Genomic DNA, 19070 nt, shown 5'->3' on the forward strand with positions numbered 1-19070 from the left:
GAACATCCAGCGGTACTTGGGGTCATCCTGCTGATCTGCCCGTCCGGCGAGGACGCTTTTGATCTTTTAAGGGCCCGAGAAGGCACACCACCGACCCCTAGTGCAAGCCGCGCGTCAACCGCGCGTCAACCCCGGGACTGGTAGTCGCGCAGCAGGCCCCGGCTGATGATGGTCTTCTGGATCTCGCTGGTGCCCTCGCCGATGAGCAGGAACGGCGCCTCGCGCATCAGGCGCTCGATCTCGTACTCCTTGGAGTACCCGTAACCACCGTGGATGCGGAACGCCTCCTGGGTCACCTCGGCGCAGTACTCCGACGCGATGAGCTTGGCCATGCCGGCCTCGACGTCGTTGCGCGCGCCCGAGTCCTTCAGCCGCGCCGCGTTCACCATCATGAGGTGGGCGGCCTCGACCTTGGTCGCCATCTCGGCCAGCTTGAACGCGATGGCCTGGTGCTCCACGATCGGCTTGCCGAACGTCTTGCGCTGCTGCGCGTACTCGATCGCCAACTCGAACGACCGCAACGCGATGCCGCACGCCCGCGCGGCCACGTTCACCCGACCGACCTCGACGCCGTCCATCATGTGCCGGAACCCGCGACCGGTCTGCCCGCCGAGCACCTGCTCGGCCGGGATCCGGAAGCCGTCGAAGACCATCTCGGTCGTGTCGACGCCCTTGTAGCCCATCTTGTCGATCTTGCCGGGGATGGTGAGTCCGGGCACGACCTCGCCGTAGCCCTCGGGCTTCTCCACCAGGAACGTGGTCAGGTTCTGGTGCGCCTTCTCCGCGCCCTCGTCGGTCTTCACCAGCACGGCGGTGAGGTTGGACGTGCCGCCGTTGGTCAGCCACATCTTCTGGCCGTTCACGACGAAGTCGTCGCCCTCGCGCACGGCCCGCGTGCGGATCGCCGCGACGTCCGAGCCCAACTCCGGCTCGGACATGGAGAAGGAGCCGCGCACCTCGCCGGTCGCCATCCGAGGCAGGTACTTCGCCTGCTGCTCGGGCGTGCCGTGCTGCTTGAGCATGTGCGCCACGATGAAGTGCGTGTTGATCACACCCGACACGGACATCCAGCCGCGCGCGATCTGCTCGACGACCAGGGCGTAGGTCAGCAGCGACTCGCCGAGCCCGCCGAACTCCTCCGGGATGGTGAGCCCGAACAGGCCCATCTCCTTCATGCCCTCGACGATGTCGGCGGGGTAGGTGTCGCCGTGCTCCAGCGCCTGGGCGTGCGGGATGATCTCCTTGTCCACGAAGGTGCGGACCGTCGACAGGATCTCCTCCTGGACGTCGGTCAGTCCTGCGGTCCGGGCCAGGCGCGCCATCGCGTTTCCCTTCGTAGCTCTCGGGTTACCGGCGAGTATGGCCCGGTTAACGCCCGTTCGCGCGACAAAGGTGCTCATCGCCACGCGCTGAACCGAAACAGCGGGTAGCCTGTGCGCCCGCACGATTCGCAGGGGGACCGCAATGTCGCAGCCGTACCAGCCGCAGCCGGCCTACTACCCGCCGCCGCCGACCACCCAGACCAACGGGATGGCGATCGCGGCGCTGATCACGGCGTTCCTGTTCTCACCGGCGGGCATCGTGCTGGGCATCGTGGCGCGCAAGCAGATCCGGCGGACCGGTGAGCAGGGCTGGGGCATGGCGACCGCCGGGCTGATCATCGGTGTGGTGCTCACCGTGCTGTGGGTGCTGGCCGTCGTGCTGTGGGTCGTGCTCGTGGTGTGGCTGTACCGCGAGGTCGGCAACCTGCCGCCGCCGCGCTGACCTCCGGTCAGGAGGCGCGCAGCTCCAACCCGCCACCGCAGTGGCGGCACACGTCGGCGAACACGTGGACGTCGTGCGAGCAGGCGGGGCAGGGCCTGAAGCTGCGCTCGAGCAGGTCGTCACGGCGACGCCGGAACAGCGGTCTGCGCGGGGTGCGATGTCTGGCCACGCCCACCACCATGCACAGGCGGCCCCCCATGATCGCCAATCCAGCACCCGACCTGTGGGAATGCTCACCGTCGGGATCAGCGGCGCGTACCCGACCCGTCACTGTTCGAACGTGCGCAGCCAGCCGTCGAGGTGCGGGCAGGCCGCGCGCAGGCGTGCCAGGCCGAGGTCCTGGATCGCCAGCGGCCCGTCGACCGTCTTGACGTAACCCGGGCAGTAGTCGAGCAGCCGCTTCGAAGGCGCGGTCGTGGGCCCGTCGTTGACCAGCTCGGGCCCACCTGCGGCACTGACGTCGGCTCGGAGCCGTTCGGCGAGTTCCGGACCGAGGAACTGGCCCAACTCGTCGGCGGCGGCGAACACCAAGGCTTCCAACTCGTGGACGACCAGGTTCGGCCGGAACCGCCGGTCGCCGACCGCGTCGGCGAGGCAGCGCTCGACGTGCCCGACCCGTTCGTAGACGTCACCGGACGGCCGGTCGGCCATGCCGGGACAGTCGGCAGGGAACGCGTAGTAGTCGAACAGCGTGGTGAGCACGTCGACGCTCGTGTCGTTCAGCAGCAGCCGGATGTCCCGATGGACCTGCGCCCACCCGGTGATGCCGCCCTTGTGCGACGGCCCGGCCGCCGGTCGCTTGGTCTTCACCAGCGACAACGTGGTGATCCAACCGAGCCCTTCGAGGTGGGGGCGCAGGACGGAATCGGCCACGACCTCCTCGGTCTGCCCCTCGACCAGCAGGTGGACCCGCCGGATGGCACCCGTCACGTGTGCCCGCCCGGCCTGCCCCCGATCAGGTTCTTCTCCCACAACTCGCCAAGCGAGTACTCGTCCAACCACGCGGCGAGCCGTTCGCGGTCCGGGCGGACGAACTCCGAGGCTCCGTCGACCCGCTCCACCACGATCAGGTCATCGAGTTCGAACTGGTTCATCAGGGTGACCGACTGCGTGGCGATGAGCACCTGGTTGCGCGTCGACGCCTGCCGCAGCAGTCCGGCCAACTGGACGACGGCGTAGGGGTGCAGCCCCAGTTCCGGCTCGTCCAACACCACCAGCGAGGGCAGCCGCGGGTGCAGGAGGAGCGTCGCGAGGCAGATGAAACGCAGAGTGCCGTCCGACATCTGGTCGGCCGAGAACACGGCGTCGGAGTCGGCCTGTCGCCACCGGAAGCGCAGTCGATCGCCCTTCTCCGCGCGCAGCACGAAGTCCCGGAAGAACGGCGCGACCTGGCGGATCACCCCGACGATCCGCCGGTAGGCGGCGTGGTCGGCCCGGTCGTCGCTGTCCGAGAGCGCCAGCAGGACGGCCGCGAGGTTGCCGGCGTCGTCGCGCAGCGCCAGGTTGTCCGCGGTGGGCACCAACTGCTTGACCGGCGCGTTCCGGCTCGTGTCGTGGAAGTGGTAGACCCGGCAGCCGCGCAGCAGATCCACCATCTCGGCCACGCCAGTGACTGCGGCCAGGTCCCTGGTTGCGTCGTTCCCGAGGAAGTGGTGCAGTCGTGTCTCCCTGGTGCCACGGCCGACCCGGGCGAAGGGCTGTGGTCCTTGAGACGAGGTCTGGTGCACGACTTCTTCGTGTTCGAAGATGAGCTCGTCATTGCTCGCCGGGACCAGCGCGGCTTCGTAGGTGTTGGGTGGCGCATCGAGGCGGATCCGCAACCTGGACGTCGCCGGGTCGCTGTTGAGCAGTGCCGACGCACCGCCGTTCAGGCCGACGAAGTAGCCCAGGTCTTCCTCGACCAGGCGGCCCAGCAGCTCGAACACGCGGACGAAGTTGCTCTTGCCCGCGCCGTTCGCGCCGATCAGGACGTTCAGCCGGCCGAGCTCCACCCGCGCTGAACGGATCGAGGCGTAGCCCTCGATCTCGATCGACTTCAGCTCCCGGTCGGCCACGCGATCACTCTACGACCCCCCGCCGACCGGGAGCCGGGAGAAGTCAGTCCTCCGGCGGCGACCACACGTTCGTGCGCGCCATGCCCGCGGCACGGCCCTTGGACGAGATGACCAGCGCCATCTTGCGCGACGCCTCGTCGATCATCTCGTCGCCGAGCATCACCGCGCCGCGCTTGCCGCCCTGCTCGGACGTGAAGTAGTCGTAGGCGTCGAGGATGTTCTCGGCGTGGTTGTAATCGTCCTGCTTCGGGCTGTACACCTCGTTCGCCGCGTCGATCTGGCCCGGGTGCAGCACCCACTTGCCGTCGAACCCGAGGGCGGCCGAGCGGCCTGCCACGCGCTTGAAGCCCTCGACGTCGCGGATCTGCAGGTACGGCCCGTCGATCGCCTGCTTGTCGTGCGCGCGGGCGGCCATCAGGATCTGCATCAGGATGTAGTGGTAGGCGTCGCCGACGTCGTAGCCGGGCGGTTGCTCGCCGACGACCAGCGACTTCATGTTGATCGACGCCATGAAGTCGGCCGGCCCGAAGATGATCGTCTCCACCCGCGGCGACGCGGTGGCGATCGCGTTGACGTTGATCAGGCCGAGCGCGTTCTCGATCTGCGCCTCGATGCCGATCCGCCCGACCTCGTAGCCCATGGTCTTCTCGATCTGCGTGAGCAGCAGGTCGAGCGCGTGCACCTGCTCCGCGGTCTGCACCTTGGGCAGCATGATGCAGTCCAGGTTCGCGCCCGCGCCCTCGACGACCTCGGTGACGTCGCGGTACGTCCACTCGGTGGTCCAGTCGTTCACCCGCACCACCCGCGCGCGGGAGCCCCAGCCGCCCTCGTTCAACGAGGCCACGATGGTCTTGCGCGCGTCCGGCTTGGCCAGCGGCGCGCACGCGTCCTCCAGGTCGAGGAACACCTGGTCCGCGGGCAGCGTGCGAGCCTTGTCGATCATCTTCTGGCTCGAGCCGGGCACGGCCAGGCACGAGCGACGGGGACGCTGCTGGTCGACCACTGTGGGGTACCTCCTCGTACCGGCCGGTAACTCCTGTTGTGCGAAGGGTGGCACGCACGCGTGCCGCCCGCTATTTCGTGAGTCACGGCTCACAGGCCCGTGGCAGGCTGAACCGGTGGAGATCGAGCAGGTGCTGGACAACGCGCTGCGCAAGGCCGCGGCGGTGTGGATCCGACCGGACGGCCGCGAGCCGCGACTGGTGTGGGCGCTGTGGCGCGACGGCGGCCTCCTCGTCGCCGTCGGCGGCACGGAGCAGCAGGTGCCGGGCCTGGCCGACGGCGTCACGTGCACGGTCACCGTCCGCTCCCCCACCACCCACTCCCACCTCGTCGACGCCGCGGCGACCGCCCGCCTCGCGGACCTGGACGACGACGCGCGAGCGGCGCTGCGAGCGGCCCGGCTGAACGGCCGGCCGGAGTGGGAGTCGGTCTACCGATTGGAGTTCGCGTGATCACCGTCCCCGAGGGCTTCGGCGTCATCCTGGGCGAGGAGGCGCTGGAGTGGCGGGCTTCACTCCCCTCGCTGGCCACGAAGTTCTGCGCCCGCTGGCGCCTCACCCCGGACGGCCCGCTGCTGCACGGCAACATCGCCGTCGTCCTCCCGGTGCGCCGCGCCGACGGCCACCCCGCCGTGCTCAAGCTCACGTGGATGGACGAGGAGACGCGGCACGAGCCGACCGCGCTCAAGGTGTGGGCCGGTCAGGGCGTGGTGGCGCTGCTCGACCACGACGACCGGCACGGTGCGCTGCTCCTGGAACGCCTCGACCACACCTCGTCGCTGCTCGACGTGCCGATCGAGGAGGCGCTGGCCGTCACCGGCGGGCTGCTGCGCCGGCTGAACGGCCCGGCCGGCCCGGAGTTCCGCCGCCACGAGTTCGCCGACCCGCGCACGCGCAACGCCGACCTGGGCGACCCGCTGCCCGCCGCCGTCGTCGAGCAGGCGGGCGAGCTGGGCCGAGACCTCGTCGAGCACGCCGGGAACACGCTGGTCAACCAGGACCTGCACTACGAGAACGTGCTGCGCGGCGACCGCGAGCCGTGGCTGATGATCGACCCGAAGCCGCTGGCCGGCGACCGCGAGTTCGGCGTGATCCCGTTGCTCTGGAACAGGTTCGGGGAGCTCGATGGCGAACGCGGCCTGCGCGACCGGTTCGCCGCGCTGTGCGACATCGGCGAGCTGGACGTCGAACGCGCCCGCGCCTGGACGTTCTGCCGCGCCGTCGACACCTGGCTGTGGTGCCTGGAGGAGGAGCTGCCCGAGATGGCCGTCGCGGTCGAGGCGATCACCCACGCGCTGCGGCCCTGACCGGGACACCGGACCACGACGTCCACAGTGGAACGCAGCGGCGGGGCACCCGGCGGACTAGCCTGATCACGTGCCTGCCGTGAACCGGGTCTTCGCCGCTCAACTCGCCGGACTGCCCGTGTTCGGCCCGGACGGCGAGTCGATCGGCAAGGTCCGCGACCTGGTCATCGGCCTGCGGGTGGACCGCCAGCCGCCCCGCGTGCTCGGCCTGGTGCTGGAGCTGGCGACCCGGCGGCGCATCTTCGTGCCGATGCTGCGGGTCACCTCGATCGAGCCGAACGCCGTGACGCTCGCCACCGGGTCGGTCAACCTGCGCCAGTTCCACCAGCGCACCAACGAGGTGCTGGTCGTCGGCGAGCTGCTCGACGCGCGCGTCACGCTCGCCTCCGGCGCGGCGGCGGTGCTGGTCGACGCCGCGATGGAGCCCAGCCGCACCCGGGACTGGCGGATGACGCGGGTCGCGGTGCGGGAGCGCACCGGCCGGCTGGCCCGGCGCGGGCCGGTGCAGGTCTTGCACTGGGAGGACCTGACCGGGCTGTCGGTGACGGAGCTGGCGGGCCAGCCGCAGGGCGCGCAGCACCTGGTCTCGATCTTCGAGACGATGCGCGCGGCGGACGTGGCGCTGGCCCTGCACAGCCTGCCGTTCAAGCGGCGCTACGAGGTCGCCGAGGCGTTGGACGACGAACGGCTCGCCGACGTGATCGAGGAGATGGCCGAGGAGGACCAGAAGGACCTGCTGGCCTACCTGGACGAGGAGCGCGCGGCGGACATCCTGGAGGCGATGGACCCCGACGACGCGGCCGACCTGCTGGCGGAGCTGCCCGAGGGCGAGAAGGACCGGCTGCTCGAGCTGATGGAGCCGGAGGAGTCCGAGCCGGTGCGGCGGCTGCTGGAGTACAGCTTCGACACCGCGGGCGGCCTGATGACGCCGGAGCCGGTGGTGCTCGCGCCGGACGCGACCGTGGCCGAGGCGCTGGCGCACGTGCGCAACCCCGACCTGACGCCCGCGCTGGCCAGCATGGTGTTCGTGTGCCGGCCGCCGACGGCCACGCCGACCGGCCGCTACCTGGGCTGCGTGCACATCCAGCGGCTGCTGCGCGAGCCGCCGTCCGACCTGGTCGCGGGCGTGCTGGACACGGACCTGGCGACGTTGTCGCCGACCGCGTCGCTCAGCGACGTGACCCGCTACTTCGCCGCCTACAACCTGGTGTGCGGGCCGGTGGTGGACGAGAGCGACCACCTGCTCGGCGCGGTCACCGTGGACGACGTGCTCGACCACCTGCTGCCGGCCAACTGGCGCGAAACGGGGCTGTCCCATGCCTGAGCTGCTGCCGCGTCGACGGCTCGACCAGCCGCGCACGGAGGGCCGGTTCCGGCTGTCGCTGGACCCGGAGGCGTTCGGCCGGTTCTCCGAGCGCCTGGCCCGGTTCCTCGGCACCGGCAAGTTCCTGTTCTGGCAGACGCTGCTGGTGATCGTGTGGATCACGCTGAACCTGTTCGCGGTGACGCTGCGCTGGGACCCGTACCCGTTCATCCTGCTCAACCTGGCGTTCTCCACGCAGGCCGCGTACGCCGCGCCCTTGATCCTGCTGGCGCAGAACCGGCAGGACGACCGCGACCGGGTGTCGCTGGAGGAGGACCGGGCCCGCGCCGCGCAGACCAAGGCCGACACCGAGTACCTGGCCCGCGAGCTGGCCGCGCTGCGGCTCGCCGTCGGCGAGGTGGTGACCCGCGACTACCTGCGCACCGAGCTGGAACGCGTGTTCCGCGAGCGCAAGCGGCCCGCCAAGGACGGCCCTCCCAAGGGCGGCGCGGGCAAAGACGGGGCGGCCAAAGACGGCCCGCTCAAGGACGGCCCGCTCAAGGACGCCGCGGACGTCAAGGACGACGTGTCGTCGTGACGGTCAGGGCTCGTCGGCGCCCAGCCGGTCGCACGTGCGGCCGAACGCCTCGAGCTCGGCGTGGTCGAACGTCTCCGCGAAGTGGCGCGCCACACCCGTGAGGTGGGTGCCCGACGCCGCGCGCAGCCGGTCGAGGCCCTGCGAGGTGAGCACCGCCACCACGCCCCGGCCGTCGCCGTCGGCGCGTTCCCGCAGCACCAGGCCCGCGCGTTCCAGCCGGTCGACGAGTCTGGTCACGCCGGAGCGGGACAGCAGCACGGCCTCGGCCAGCTCCGTCATCCGCAAGCGGTACTGCGGCGCCTCGGCGAGCTGGACCAGGACGTCGTAGGCCGCGAGCGACAGGCGTTGCTCGGCGATCAGTTCGGTTTCCAGGATCCGTGTGAGCCTCGCGTGCGCCCGGAGGAAGGATCGCCACACCCCCAGCTCGGTACGGGTGGGCAACCGGGCAGATCCGGTTTCCGGCACGGATACCAATGTTACGGAAAGCACGCAACCGGCTGCGCGCTGCCCCCGGATCCGAGGTGACCAACCGGTAGCTTGGAGGTGCACGGCCCGCCGTAGCATGGCGGTCCCACCACCTCTTGGCGAAGGCGTTCCCGTGACTCTTCCTACCGTTGACGACGTGCAGAAGGCGTTGGCCGGTGTCCAGGACCCGGAGATCCGGCGTCCGATCACCGACCTCGGCATGGTCAAGGGCGTCGTGGTCGGTGACGACGGTGTCGTGGACGTGGCGGTCTTCCTGACGGTGTCCGGCTGCCCGCTGCGCGACAAGATCACCGCCGACGTGACCGCCGCCGTGTCCGCGCTCGACGACGTGACCGGCGTCCGCGTCGAGCTGGACGTGATGAGCGACGCGCAGCGCACCGAGCTGCGCAAGACGCTGCGCGGCGGCGTCGAGGAGCCGGTGATCCCGTTCGCCCAGCCCGGTTCGCTGACGCGGGTGTACTGCGTCGCGTCGGGCAAGGGCGGTGTCGGCAAGTCGTCGGTGACGGTGAACCTGGCCGTCGCGATGGCCGCGCGCGGGCTGTCCGTCGGCGTGGTGGACGCCGACATCTACGGCCACTCCATCCCCCGCATGCTGGGCACGGACGCGAAGCCGACCCAGGTCGAGAAGATGATCATGCCGCCGCAGTCGCACGGCGTGAAGCTCATCTCGATCGGCATGTTCACGCCGGGCAACACGCCGGTCGTGTGGCGCGGCCCGATGCTGCACCGCGCGTTGCAGCAGTTCCTGGCCGACGTGTTCTGGGGCGACCTGGACGTGCTGCTGCTCGACCTGCCGCCGGGCACCGGCGACATCGCCATCTCGGTGGCGCAGCTCGTGCCGAACGCCGAGATCCTGGTCGTGACGACGCCGCAGCAGGCGGCGGCCGAGGTGGCGGAGCGGGCCGGGTCGATCGCGCTGCAGACGCGGCAGCGGATCGCCGGCGTGATCGAGAACATGTCGTGGCTGGAGCTGCCGGACGGCACCCGGATGGACGTGTTCGGCTCGGGCGGCGGGCAGGCCGTGGCCGACTCGCTGACCCAGGCGGTCGGCGCGGACGTGCCGCTGCTGGGCCAGGTCCCGCTCGACCCGCGCCTGCGCGAGCAGGGCGACTCGGGCACGCCGATCGTGCTGGCGCAGCCGGAGTCGGCCGCCGGCCAGGTGCTGACGACCGTGGCGGGCAAGTTGTCGACGCGCTCGCGCGGGCTCGCCGGCCGCCTGCTGAACGTCTCGCCGGCCGGCCGCTGACGGCCTGAAACCACGACAGGGGCTCCCGATCCGGGGGCCCCTGTTTCGTGCTGCCCGCAGCCGGTCGGCCGTTGACGAACCGCCGCCGGTCTGAAACCTTTGTACGCAACTCCGCAAGAAGTTGACAAGTAGAGCTCAAAATCTTCATATCGTTCCGCAACTTGGCGGCAGGCGCTCCGCCGCGGTCTGCCCACCGTCGTCCCCGACGAAGAGGACACCCATGAAACGGAAGCAGCGCAGCCGGCGACTGGTCGGCGGCATCCTCGCGGTCGGCTTGACCGCGCTCGGCCTTTCCCCCGCCTCCGGAGCGCCTGGCGACGTGGGCGTCACCGCGGTCAACCTGGCTGCGGGCAAGAGCACGTCCGCGAGCGGCTCGCAGGCCGGCTACCCCGCGGCCAACGCCACCGACGGCAACCGGGCCTCCTACTGGGAGAGCGCGAACCACGCGTTCCCGCAGTGGCTCCAGGTCGACCTCGGCGCGACCGCCGCCGTGAGCCGGGTCGTGCTGGCACTGCCGACCGGCTGGGGCGAGCGCACGCAGACGCTCGCCGTCCAGGGCAGCACGGACGGCGCCACGTTCACCGACCTCTCGCCCTCCGCCGCACGGGTGTTCGCGCCGGCGAGCGGCAACACCGCCACCATCGACTTCACCGCCAGGGCCGCCCGGCACGTGCGGCTGCACGTCACCGGCAACACCGGCTGGCCCGCCGCCCAGGTCGCGGAGTTCGAGGTCTACGGCGCCACGACCGGCGACGGGCGGGCCCCGACCGCGCCGGGCGGGCTGTCGCTGACCGAGCCCGCCGCCGGGCAGGTCCGGCTGAGCTGGACCGCGTCCACCGACGACACCGGCGTGACCGGGTACACCGTCCTCGCCAACGGCGCGCCGCGCGCCACCGTGCCGGGCACGACGCTGACGTACACCGACAGCCAACCGGCGACCGCCACCGTGACCTACACCGTGCGGGCGCGTGACGCGGCGGGCAACGTGTCCGGCGACAGCAACGCGGTGACGCGCGTCGGCCAGGGCGGCGGCACGAACCTCGCGGTCGGCAAGCCGATCGAGGCGTCGTCGTCGACGCTCGGGTTCGTCGCGACCAACGCCAACGACGGCAACGTCACCACGTATTGGGAGGCGGGCGGCCAGTCGGCGACGCTGACCGTGAAGCTCGGCGCGGACGCCGACGTGGCCGCCGTGGTGGTCAAGCTCAACCCGGACCCGATCTGGGGGCCGCGGACGCAGACCTTCCAGGTGCTGGGCCGTGAGCAGGGCGCGACGGGCTTCACGTCGCTGGCGGCCCGCGCCGAGCACGCGTTCAGCCCGGGCGGCAACCAGAACGCGGTGACCGTGCCGGTCACCGGGCGGGCGGCGGACGTGCGGCTGGAGTTCTTCGGCAACACCGGTGCGCCCGGCGGGCAGGTGGCCGAGTTCCAGGTCGTCGGCACGCCCGCGCCGAACCCGGACCTGACCGTGGCGGCGGTGTCGTGGACGCCCGCCAGTCCCTCGGAGGTCGACGCCGTCACCCTCTCCGCCACGGTCCGCAACACGGGCTCGGCCGCGGCGGGCGCGACTTCGGTCGACTTCAGCCTCGGCGGCACGGTCGTCGGCAGCGCCCCGGTCGCGGGGCTGGCCGCCGGCGCGTCGGCCGCCGTGTCGGTGAACGCGGGCCGGCGGGCGACGGGCAGCTACCCGGTGAAGGCGGTGGTCGACCCGACCGACGCCGTCGCCGAGCAGGACAACGGCAACAACGCGCACACCGCGCCGTCACCGCTGGTCGTGACGCAGGCGCCCGGCCCGGACCTGACCGTCGTCGGCATCACGCCCACCCCGCCGAACCCGGCCGTCGGCGCGCCCGTCTCGTTCACCGTCTCGGTGCGCAACCGCGGCACGGTGGCGGTCGGCGCGGGCACCGTCACGCGGGTGGCGGTCGGCGGCGTCACGCTCACCGGGCAGAGCCCGGCCGTCGCGGCGGGTGCGACGGTGACCGTGCCGGTCGGCGGCACCTGGACGGCCACCGCCGGCGGTGCCACGATCACCGCCACCGCCGACGCGACCGGCGTCGTCACCGAGACCGACGAGACCAACAACGCGCTGTCGCAGCCGATCGTGGTCGGTCGCGGCGCGGCGGTGCCGTACGTCGAGCACGAGGCGGAAGCCGGCCGGTACCAGGGCACCCTGCTGGCAGCCGACCCGTTGCGGCGGTTCGGGCACACCAACTTCGCCACGGAGTCGTCGGGCCGCAAGTCCGTGCGGCTCGACGGCACGGGCCAGTTCGTGGAGTTCACGTCGACCACCGCGTCGAACTCGATCGTGGTGCGCAACTCGATCCCGGACGCGCCCGGAGGCGGCGGCATCGAGGCCACCATCAGCCTCTACGCCGACGACGTGTTCGTGAGGAAGTTGACGTTGTCGTCCAAGCACAGCTGGCTCTACGGCACCACGGACGACCCCGAGGGGTTGACGAACACGCCGCAGGCCGACGCGCGGCGGCTGTTCGACGAGGCGAACGCCCTGCTGGCGCGGACCTACCCGCCCGGCACCCGGTTCAGGCTGCAACGCGACGCGGGTGACACCGCGGCGTTCTACGTCATCGACCTGATCGACCTGGAGCAGGTGGCGCCGCCGACCTCGCAGCCCGCCGGGTGCACGTCCATCACCGCTTACGGCGCCGTGCCCGGAGATGGCGGCGACGACACGGACGCGATCCAGCGCGCCGTGACCGACGACCAGAACGGCGTGATCGGCTGCGTGTGGATCCCGGCCGGACAGTGGCGGCAGGAGAAGAAGATCCTGACCGACGACCCGCTCAACCGGGGGCAGCACAACCAGGTGGGCATCCGCGACGTGACGATCCGCGGTGCGGGCATGTGGCACTCGCAGCTCTACACCCTCACCGAGCCGCACCTGGCCCAGGGCGGCATCAACCACCCGCACGAGGGCAACTTCGGGTTCGACATCGACGCGAACACGAGGATCTCGGACATCGCGATCTTCGGCTCGGGCCGGATCCGCGGCGGCGCGGGCGGCGCCGAGGGCGGCGTGGGCCTCAACGGGCGGTTCGGCGCCGGGACGAAGATCACGAACGTGTGGATCGAGCACGCCAACGTCGGCGTGTGGGTCGGTCGGGACTACGACAACATCCCGGAGCTGTGGGGACCCGCCGACGGGGTCGAGTTCAGCGGCATGAGGATCCGCGACACGTACGCCGACGGCATCAACTTCACCAACGGCACGCGCGACTCGCGGGTGTTCAACTCGTCGTTCCGGACGACCGGCGACGACTCGCTGGCGGTGTGGGCGAACCGGTACGTCAAGGACCAGGCGGTCGACGTCGCGCACGACAACGCGTTCGTGAACAACACGATCCAGTTGCCGTGGCGGGCCAACGGCGTCGCGATCTACGGCGGTCACGGCAACAAGGTCGAGAACAACCTCATCTACGACACCATGAACTACCCGGGGATCATGCTGGCGACCGACCACGACCCGTTGCCGTTCTCCGGGCAGACGCTGATCGCCGACAACGCCCTGTTCCGGACGGGTGGCGCGTTCTGGGGCGAGGCGCAGGAGTTCGGCGCGATCACCTTGTTCGCGCAGAGCCGCGACATCACCGGCGTGACGATCCGCGACACCGAGATCCACGACTCGACCTACGACGGCATCCAGTTCAAGTCGGGCGGCGGCAACGTCCCGGGGGTCGTCGTCAGCAACGTCCTCATCGACCGCTCGAACAACGGGGCGGGGATCCTGGCCATGGGCGGCGCCCGCGGCAGCGCGACCCTGACCAACGTGCGGATCACCAACTCGGCCGCCGGCGCGATCGTCGTCGAACCGGGCTCGCAGTTCACCATCACCGGCACCCCGACCACCACCACCCACCGCGGCCGAGGCGTCGCCTGACCGACCGGCAACACCCGAACGCATCGCAGGGGTCCCCGCCAAGGGGACCCCTGCTTTGATTCTGCCGGCCAGGTACGACAATTCCGGGCCGTGACGTTGCGGACAGCCCGTTCGGCACACCGCGGTCAGCGGCGGCCCGGGGTGCGTGTCAGGTGGCGTCCGGGTCGTACGGGGGACGCTCGCCGCGGTCCAGGGGACGGTCCCGGCTGGTCGTGTCGCGGACCGGCGGCACGGTCGGGTGGCCGTTCGGCTTCTCGCTCGGCTCGTCGTCCCACAAGTGCTTGGTGATCGCGCGCTTGGGGTCGAAGTTGCGCAGTTCCCGGAGGTCCTCGAGGGGCTTGCGCAGCTGCTCGAACTCCGGCCCCATCTCCTGCTTCAACTGCTCGCGCGCGCCGGTCGCGTAGTCGCGGACCCGGCGGACCGTCTTGCCGACCCACGCGGCGGCGTCGGGCAGTCGTTCCGGGCCCAGGATGAACAGACCCGCCACGACGATGACGAGGATCTCAAGCCACCCGATGCTGTCGAACACCCTCGTGCCCCACCTTCCGCGCCCCAAGCCCTGGCTGCCAGCGTAGCCGTCAGTCGGACCGCAGAGTCACCTGCACGGTCAGCTCACGACCCTGCCTGGCCAGCACGACCGGCACCGTCTCGCCGATTTCATGGTCCCTTACCGCAACGGTCAGCTCCGCGGCGTTGCGCACCATCCGGTCGCCGACCCGCGTGATCACGTCGCCCTCCTCGATGCCCGCCGCGTCGGCCGCACCGCCCTCGGGCACGTTCTGCACCTGCGCGCCCTCCGCCGTCTCCGCCGACGCCGACCGCACGTTGATGTTCATGTCCGCGTGCTTGACCTCGCCGTCGCGGATCAACGCCTGCGACACCTTGCGCGCGTAGTTGCCGGAGATCGCGAACCCGAGGCCGACCGAGCCGCCGGTCTCGGTGCGGATCGACGAGTTGATGCCGACCAGCGCGCCGGAGGAGTCGACCAGCGCGCCGCCGGAGTTGCCGGGGTTGATGGCCGCGTCGGTCTGGATCGCGTCGTAGGTGACCTGCGGCCCGCCGTTCTCGCCCGCCGCCGTCACGGGCCGGTGCAGGGCGCTGACGATGCCCTCGGTCACGGTGTTCGACAGCGACAGCGGCGAGCCGATCGCGAGCACGGTGTCGCCCACCGCGAGCTCGTCGGAGTCGCCGAACTGCAGCACGGTCGGGTTGTCCACCTCGACCTTGATCACCGCGAGGTCGGTCTTGGAGTCGCGGCCGACGACCTGCGCCACGGCCCGCTTGCCGTCGGTGAAGACCACGGTCAGCTTCGCCGACGTGTCCTGCACCGCCGGGGCGACCACGTGGTCGTTGGTCAGCACGTAGCCCTCGCCGTCGATGACCACGCCGGAGCCGACGCCGGCCACGTTCGCGCCCTTGAACTCGATCGACACGACGCTGGGCGTGACCCGCTGGGCGATCTCGGCGACGGAACCGACCGGCCGTTCCTTGCCCGGCTTGACCTCGGCGAGCGTGACGCCGCCGTCGGTGAGCGGGTTGCCGACGCGGCCCAGCAGCCAGCCGACCACGCCGCCGCCCGCGCCGATCACCAGCGCCGCCACCATCAGCAGTGCCAGGGCCATCGGCTTGACGCGCCGCCCGAACAGCAGTTCGGGCACGCTGAGCTGCGGTCCGGCCGGCGGCTCCGGCTTGGGTTCGGTGTCGGGCTGCTCGGTGACGGCGGGCGGGCCGATGACGGCCGACGCGCCCGGGTCGCGCCACGAGTCGCCGGCCGGCTTGCCCTCCCAGAAGACGGGCTCCACCTCGGGCTCGCCGTTCAGGTCGACCGGCGGGCGTTGCAGGAGCGTGTCGTCGTCACCGTGCGGCCGGCCGAACGCCGTGGTCAGCGCTTCCGGCGGGGGTGGCGCGAGTCGGACGGACGAGTTGCCGTTCGGGCTCGGGCGGTCGGCGGAGAACGCGCCCGCCACGCCCGGCGGCCGGCCGAACACGGCCTGGTGACCGGGGTCCACGGCCGGGCGGTTCAGCGGACGGGGTGCGAGCCTGCGGTGCGCCCCGTCGTCGACGCCCGACCTGGGGGTCCCGTTGCCCTGTTCTGGCTCGCTCATCGCTCCCCGCACGTCGTCACACCATGGTTGTCGCGGGGCAATCGTGCCGGGTGACCGGTGAAGTTGCCGTCAGCGGGCCGGTCAGCGGTCCAGCAGGCCGGCCTGCGCGGCCGGGCGCAGCACGCCGACGGGCTCGCGGTCGTCGGTCAACGCCGGCGCGACCACGGGCGAGGGCTGCGGCGAGTTGCCCTGGGCGGGCGGCGGCGCGTTGTCCTCGCTGCCCGGTGCGACCAGGGCGAGCGCGCCGAGCATGAGACCGGAGACGACGACGCCGGCGCCTTGGCGGGCACGTCGCCCCCCGAAGAGACCGGCTCCGAAGCGGCTACCGCCGCCGGTCCCGAAAGGGCGGCCGGACCCCAGCACGGGACCGCTGCCGAACGCGACCCGGTCGGGCCGCTGGACCGTGACGAGCTGGCCGTCCTCGCTGACCGCGAGGCCGTCCGGCGCGCTGGGCAGCTCCACTTCCTGCGGGATCGCGCCCAGCCTGGCCAGCAGGCTCGCGGGCGCGCACGGCGCGTCGGCGGCGCGCACCGCGGAGCGGGCCTGCTGCTGCGAGTACGCCTCGGCCGCGCAGAACGGGCAGCGCTGCAGGTGCGCGGACGCCCTGTTGTGCGCCGAGGCGGACAGCTCGCCGTCGACGAAGGCGACGACCGCGTCGGGCAGCAGGTGCTGCTCGGGCAGTTGCCAACCTCGCAGGTCGGTCATGCAGAGTCCTCCTGGACGAGACCCCGACGGCGTTCCAGTGCGACCCGCAGGGCCTGGCGGCCCCGGTGGATCCTGCTCCTCACGGTACCGAGTTTGACGCCGAGGGTGGCGCCGATCTCCTCGTAGGAGAGCCCTTCCACGTCACACAGCACGACGGCGGCGCGGAACTCGGGCGGCAACTCGTCCAGCGCGGCCTGCAGCTCCGGGTCGAGGTGCGTGTCGTCGTAGATCTCCTCGGGCGTCGGGTCGTCGCCGGGGATGCGGTCGGTCTCCTCGGGCAGGGCCTCCATGCGCACGCGCGAGCGGCGGCGGGCCATGTCGAGGAAGAGGTTCGTGGTGATGCGGTGCAGCCAGCCCTCGAACGTGCCGGGCTTGTACGACGCGAGGGAGCGGAACACCCGGATGAAGGTCTCCTGGGTGAGGTCCTCGGCGTCGTGCTGGTTGCCGGACAGGCGGTAGGCCAGCCGGTACACCCGGTCGGCGTGGTCGCGCACAACTTGGTCCCACGAGGGCGCGATCCAGTCCGCGTCCTCGATGGGCGCGGTCAGTGCGGCGGTCGGCTGCTTTGGCATCGGGCGGTTAAGCACCTCCACTGGGCTGGCTGCCCTGCTGCACGGGTCAACGCTCGGCTCCCCTGACGTGTTCCCGTTGGTCCTGCTCGTCATGCGTTGAGGTCAGTGTGGCGTTCTCCCTTATAACCATCGTGAGAGGCGGCTGAGAGCACGCTGAGAATCCGGGTTGTCCGCGAGATTCGCCCGAACCGCCGCCGGCGGCGTTAGCCTTCGTGCTGTGGATGCGCCGACGCGCGAGTACGTGGAGCGCTACGTGCCCGAGGACGCCGTCATCACGGCCGCCAGGGCTCGTGGCGCCGAGTTGGGGTGCGTGCCGATCGGGTCCGGCGGCGGGGCGGCGTTGCGGTTCCTCGCGGCGGCGTTGCAGGCCAAGGCCGTGGTGGAGATCGGCACCGGGGCCGGTGTGGGTGCGTTGTACCTGCTCGGCGGCATGCCCGCGGCGGGGGTGCTGACGTCGATCGACGTGGAGCCGGAGCACCAGCGCGCGGCCCGGGTGGCGTTCGCGGAGGCGGGGGTCGCGGTGTCGCGGACCCGGTTGATCATGGGTCGGGCGCTGGACGTGCTGCCGAGGCTCACCGACGGCGCGTACGACCTGGTGTTCGTGGACGCGGCCAAGTCGGAGTACCCGAAGTACCTGGCGGAGGGCGTGCGGCTGCTGCGGCCGGGTGGCGTGATCGCGTTCGACAACGTCCTGTGGCACGGCCGGGTGGTCGACCCGTCCCACCGCGACCCGGACACGGTGGCGATGCGGGAGGTGGCGCGGTCGGTCCGCGAGGACGACCGCCTGGTGCCGGTGATCCTGCCGCTCGGCGACGGCCTGCTGGTCGCGGCGAAGGTCGGCTGAGCCCGGGCCGAACCCGGCCGGCCGCCGACACGCCCGGCGGTTGTCACGCGGTTCGGCTTGTTCGCTTCGCAGGGGTCCTCGCCAAGGGGACCCCTGCTTTTATCCTGCCGGCGAGGTCCGACGATTTCGTGTGGTCAGAGGCAGGCTGTGGACAACTCGCCCGAGGTCGTGGTCATCCGGCGCGCGAGGCCGGCGGATCGTCCCGGCCGGGGCCGAAGCGGTCGCGGTAGGCGCTCGGGGTCAGGCCCGTGCGGCGGTGGAAGTGGGCTCTCAGGTTCGACGGTGAGCCCAGGCCGCAGCGGCGCGCCACGACGTCCAGGCGTGACTCGCCACGCTCGATGAGGCTGCGCGCCAGGTCCACCCGTTGGGCGGTCAGCCAGGCGAGGGGTGTGGTGCCCAGTTCGGCCTGGAACCGGCGGTGCAGGGTGGCCTGGCTGACGGCCGCGCGGCCGGCCAGCGCGGCGACCGTCAGGGGCTCGTCCAGCCGCGCCCGAGCCCAGGTCAAGACCTCCGCCAGGGACTGGTCCGGCACCTCCGGCACGGGCCGGACCACGAACTGGCGCTGCCCGCCGTCCCGGTGGGCAGCGAACACCAGCCGCCGGGACACCACGTTGGCCACCTCCGTGCCGTGGTCCTCCCGGATCAGGTGCAGCCCCAGGTCGAGCGCCGCCGCGCTCCCGGCCGCCGTGTAGATCTGGCCGTCCCGCGCGTACAAGACATCCGGAACCAACGTGACCTGCGGAAACGTCTCCCGGAACAGCCGCGCCCACTGCCAGTGCGTGGTGGCGCGACGGCCGTCCAACAGCCCCGCGTGCGCCAGCGTGAACGCCCCCGTGCAGAAGCTCACCAGCCGCGCGCCCCGCTCGTGCGCCCGCCGCACGGCCTCCAGCAACGGCTCCGGCGGCCGGACCCAGCTGTCCGGCCGGTTGGACACGATCACCGTGTCCGCGTGCTCCACCTCCCCCAAAGAGGGGACACCCGTGAGGGTGAAAAACCCGTGGTTCATCCGCACCGGACCGAGCGCGCTCAGGGTGAACGAGTACCACGGCCGCCCACCGAGCTCGGGTCGGCGCAGACCGAACAGCTCCGTCCCGACGCCCAGCTCGAACGGGTTCGAGCCGGAGTCGACGATCATCACGACGCGGTGCGAGGATCCTGGCGGCATGTGCGATTCCTAGCACTCACAC

The 19070-nt window shown here is 71.5% G+C and carries 19 protein-coding genes; 8 read left to right on the top strand and 11 right to left on the bottom strand.

The genetic code is table 11. The annotated features are described in order from the left end of the window. Window positions 1-125 precede the first annotated feature (125 nt). A complete protein-coding gene (locus LNK82_RS13315; protein WP_230567270.1) occupies window positions 126-1322 on the bottom strand; it encodes an acyl-CoA dehydrogenase family protein in 1197 nt (398 codons plus the stop codon). A gap of 142 nt (window positions 1323-1464) precedes the next feature. Here LNK82_RS13315 and LNK82_RS13320 point away from each other — a divergent pair, with 142 nt between their 5' ends. Next, window positions 1465-1764: a DUF4190 domain-containing protein gene (locus LNK82_RS13320; RefSeq protein WP_230567271.1), complete on the top strand. Its 300-nt coding sequence runs from the start codon at window positions 1465-1467 to the stop codon at window positions 1762-1764. A gap of 7 nt (window positions 1765-1771) precedes the next feature. On the opposite strand, the gene LNK82_RS13325 is transcribed toward LNK82_RS13320, so the two are convergent. The 4 genes from LNK82_RS13325 to LNK82_RS13340 form a co-directional block, all read right to left on the bottom strand. Beyond that, the gene (locus LNK82_RS13325; protein WP_230567272.1) at window positions 1772-1933 is read right to left on the bottom strand and encodes a hypothetical protein; all 162 of its coding nucleotides are present in this window, start codon (window positions 1931-1933) and stop codon (window positions 1772-1774) included. A gap of 98 nt (window positions 1934-2031) precedes the next feature. Next, window positions 2032-2694, bottom strand: a complete 663-nt coding sequence (locus LNK82_RS13330; RefSeq protein WP_230567273.1) for a DUF4276 family protein — start codon at window positions 2692-2694, stop codon at window positions 2032-2034. Next, window positions 2691-3818 carry an AAA family ATPase gene (locus tag LNK82_RS13335; RefSeq protein WP_230567274.1) on the bottom strand — a complete coding sequence of 376 codons (1128 nt, stop codon included), beginning with the start codon at window positions 3816-3818 and terminating at the stop codon, window positions 2691-2693. Before LNK82_RS13335 ends, LNK82_RS13330 begins: the two co-directional genes overlap by 4 nt. Window positions 3819-3861: 43 nt before the next feature. Beyond that, on the bottom strand, window positions 3862-4821 hold the full coding sequence (locus LNK82_RS13340; RefSeq protein WP_230567275.1) for an HpcH/HpaI aldolase/citrate lyase family protein: 960 nt from the start codon (window positions 4819-4821) through the stop codon (window positions 3862-3864). Window positions 4822-4936: 115 nt separating this feature from the next. Between LNK82_RS13340 and LNK82_RS13345 the strand changes: the two genes are divergently transcribed. The 4 genes from LNK82_RS13345 (at window position 4937) to LNK82_RS13360 (ending at window position 8027) form a co-directional block, all read left to right on the top strand. Continuing rightward, a complete protein-coding gene (locus tag LNK82_RS13345) occupies window positions 4937-5272 on the top strand; it encodes a hypothetical protein (protein ID WP_230567276.1) in 336 nt (111 codons plus the stop codon). Further along, the gene (locus LNK82_RS13350; protein ID WP_230567277.1) at window positions 5269-6126 is read left to right on the top strand and encodes an aminoglycoside phosphotransferase family protein; all 858 of its coding nucleotides are present in this window, start codon (window positions 5269-5271) and stop codon (window positions 6124-6126) included. The genes LNK82_RS13345 and LNK82_RS13350 overlap by 4 nt, the downstream gene beginning before the upstream one ends. Before the next feature lie 70 nt (window positions 6127-6196). Then, window positions 6197-7450 carry a magnesium transporter MgtE N-terminal domain-containing protein gene (locus LNK82_RS13355; RefSeq protein WP_230567278.1) on the top strand — a complete coding sequence of 418 codons (1254 nt, stop codon included), beginning with the start codon at window positions 6197-6199 and terminating at the stop codon, window positions 7448-7450. Further along, on the top strand, window positions 7443-8027 hold the full coding sequence (locus LNK82_RS13360) for a DUF1003 domain-containing protein (protein WP_230567279.1): 585 nt from the start codon (window positions 7443-7445) through the stop codon (window positions 8025-8027). The genes LNK82_RS13355 and LNK82_RS13360 overlap by 8 nt, the downstream gene beginning before the upstream one ends. A 3-nt stretch (window positions 8028-8030) precedes the next feature. Here LNK82_RS13360 and LNK82_RS13365 read toward each other — a convergent pair whose 3' ends face one another. After that, complete coding sequence (locus LNK82_RS13365; RefSeq protein ID WP_372470482.1) at window positions 8031-8492, bottom strand: MarR family winged helix-turn-helix transcriptional regulator; 462 nt, start codon at window positions 8490-8492, stop codon at window positions 8031-8033. 97 nt (window positions 8493-8589) lie between these two features. On the opposite strand from LNK82_RS13365, the gene LNK82_RS13370 reads away from it, so the two are divergent. Both LNK82_RS13370 and LNK82_RS13375 read left to right on the top strand, forming a co-directional pair. Then, on the top strand, window positions 8590-9759 hold the full coding sequence (locus LNK82_RS13370) for an Mrp/NBP35 family ATP-binding protein (RefSeq protein WP_230567280.1): 1170 nt from the start codon (window positions 8590-8592) through the stop codon (window positions 9757-9759). A gap of 220 nt (window positions 9760-9979) precedes the next feature. Continuing rightward, entirely contained in the window at window positions 9980-13657 is a 3678-nt protein-coding gene (locus tag LNK82_RS13375; RefSeq protein ID WP_230567281.1) for a CARDB domain-containing protein, read from the top strand. Between the two features lie 148 nt (window positions 13658-13805). Here the strand turns inward: LNK82_RS13375 and tatB are convergent, their stop codons facing one another. The 4 genes from tatB to sigE form a co-directional block, all read right to left on the bottom strand. Beyond that, the gene (tatB, locus tag LNK82_RS13380) at window positions 13806-14186 is read right to left on the bottom strand and encodes a Sec-independent protein translocase protein TatB (protein ID WP_230567282.1); all 381 of its coding nucleotides are present in this window, start codon (window positions 14184-14186) and stop codon (window positions 13806-13808) included. 49 nt (window positions 14187-14235) lie between these two features. Then, window positions 14236-15762: a S1C family serine protease gene (locus LNK82_RS13385; RefSeq protein ID WP_230567283.1), complete on the bottom strand. Its 1527-nt coding sequence runs from the start codon at window positions 15760-15762 to the stop codon at window positions 14236-14238. An 81-nt stretch (window positions 15763-15843) separates the two neighbouring features. Then, window positions 15844-16467 (bottom strand): anti-sigma factor family protein, encoded by a 624-nt coding sequence (locus tag LNK82_RS13390; RefSeq protein WP_230567284.1) that lies wholly within the window; start codon window positions 16465-16467, stop codon window positions 15844-15846. Beyond that, a complete protein-coding gene (gene sigE / locus LNK82_RS13395) occupies window positions 16464-17039 on the bottom strand; it encodes an RNA polymerase sigma factor SigE (RefSeq protein WP_230567285.1) in 576 nt (191 codons plus the stop codon). Before sigE ends, LNK82_RS13390 begins: the two co-directional genes overlap by 4 nt. 217 nt (window positions 17040-17256) lie before the next feature. Here sigE and LNK82_RS13400 point away from each other — a divergent pair, with 217 nt between their 5' ends. Further along, window positions 17257-17883, top strand: a complete 627-nt coding sequence (locus tag LNK82_RS13400; protein WP_230567286.1) for an O-methyltransferase — start codon at window positions 17257-17259, stop codon at window positions 17881-17883. A gap of 172 nt (window positions 17884-18055) precedes the next feature. Here the strand turns inward: LNK82_RS13400 and LNK82_RS13405 are convergent, their stop codons facing one another. Continuing rightward, the gene (locus LNK82_RS13405) at window positions 18056-19048 is read right to left on the bottom strand and encodes a helix-turn-helix domain-containing protein (RefSeq protein ID WP_230567287.1); all 993 of its coding nucleotides are present in this window, start codon (window positions 19046-19048) and stop codon (window positions 18056-18058) included. Window positions 19049-19070: the final 22 nt, after the last annotated feature.

This window comes from Saccharothrix luteola (assembly GCF_020859565.1).
Taxonomy (GTDB): Bacteria; Actinomycetota; Actinomycetes; order Mycobacteriales; family Pseudonocardiaceae; genus Actinosynnema; species Actinosynnema luteola.

What these genes read in the sequence shown, in the direction of transcription:
- LNK82_RS13320 (WP_230567271.1), top strand. Translation starts at nt 1,465, where the DNA reads ATGTCGCAGCCGTACCAGCCGCAGCCGGCCTACTACCCGCCGCCGCCG.
- LNK82_RS13370 (WP_230567280.1), top strand. Translation starts at nt 8,590, where the DNA reads ATGGCGGTCCCACCACCTCTTGGCGAAGGCGTTCCCGTGACTCTTCCT.
- LNK82_RS13375 (WP_230567281.1), top strand. Translation starts at nt 9,980, where the DNA reads ATGAAACGGAAGCAGCGCAGCCGGCGACTGGTCGGCGGCATCCTCGCG.
- LNK82_RS13315 (WP_230567270.1), bottom strand. Translation starts at nt 1,322, where the DNA reads ATGGCGCGCCTGGCCCGGACCGCAGGACTGACCGACGTCCAGGAGGAG.
- LNK82_RS13360 (WP_230567279.1), top strand. Translation starts at nt 7,443, where the DNA reads ATGCCTGAGCTGCTGCCGCGTCGACGGCTCGACCAGCCGCGCACGGAG.
- LNK82_RS13405 (WP_230567287.1), bottom strand. Translation starts at nt 19,048, where the DNA reads ATGCCGCCAGGATCCTCGCACCGCGTCGTGATGATCGTCGACTCCGGC.
- LNK82_RS13390 (WP_230567284.1), bottom strand. Translation starts at nt 16,467, where the DNA reads ATGACCGACCTGCGAGGTTGGCAACTGCCCGAGCAGCACCTGCTGCCC.
- sigE (WP_230567285.1), bottom strand. Translation starts at nt 17,039, where the DNA reads ATGCCAAAGCAGCCGACCGCCGCACTGACCGCGCCCATCGAGGACGCG.
- LNK82_RS13385 (WP_230567283.1), bottom strand. Translation starts at nt 15,762, where the DNA reads ATGAGCGAGCCAGAACAGGGCAACGGGACCCCCAGGTCGGGCGTCGAC.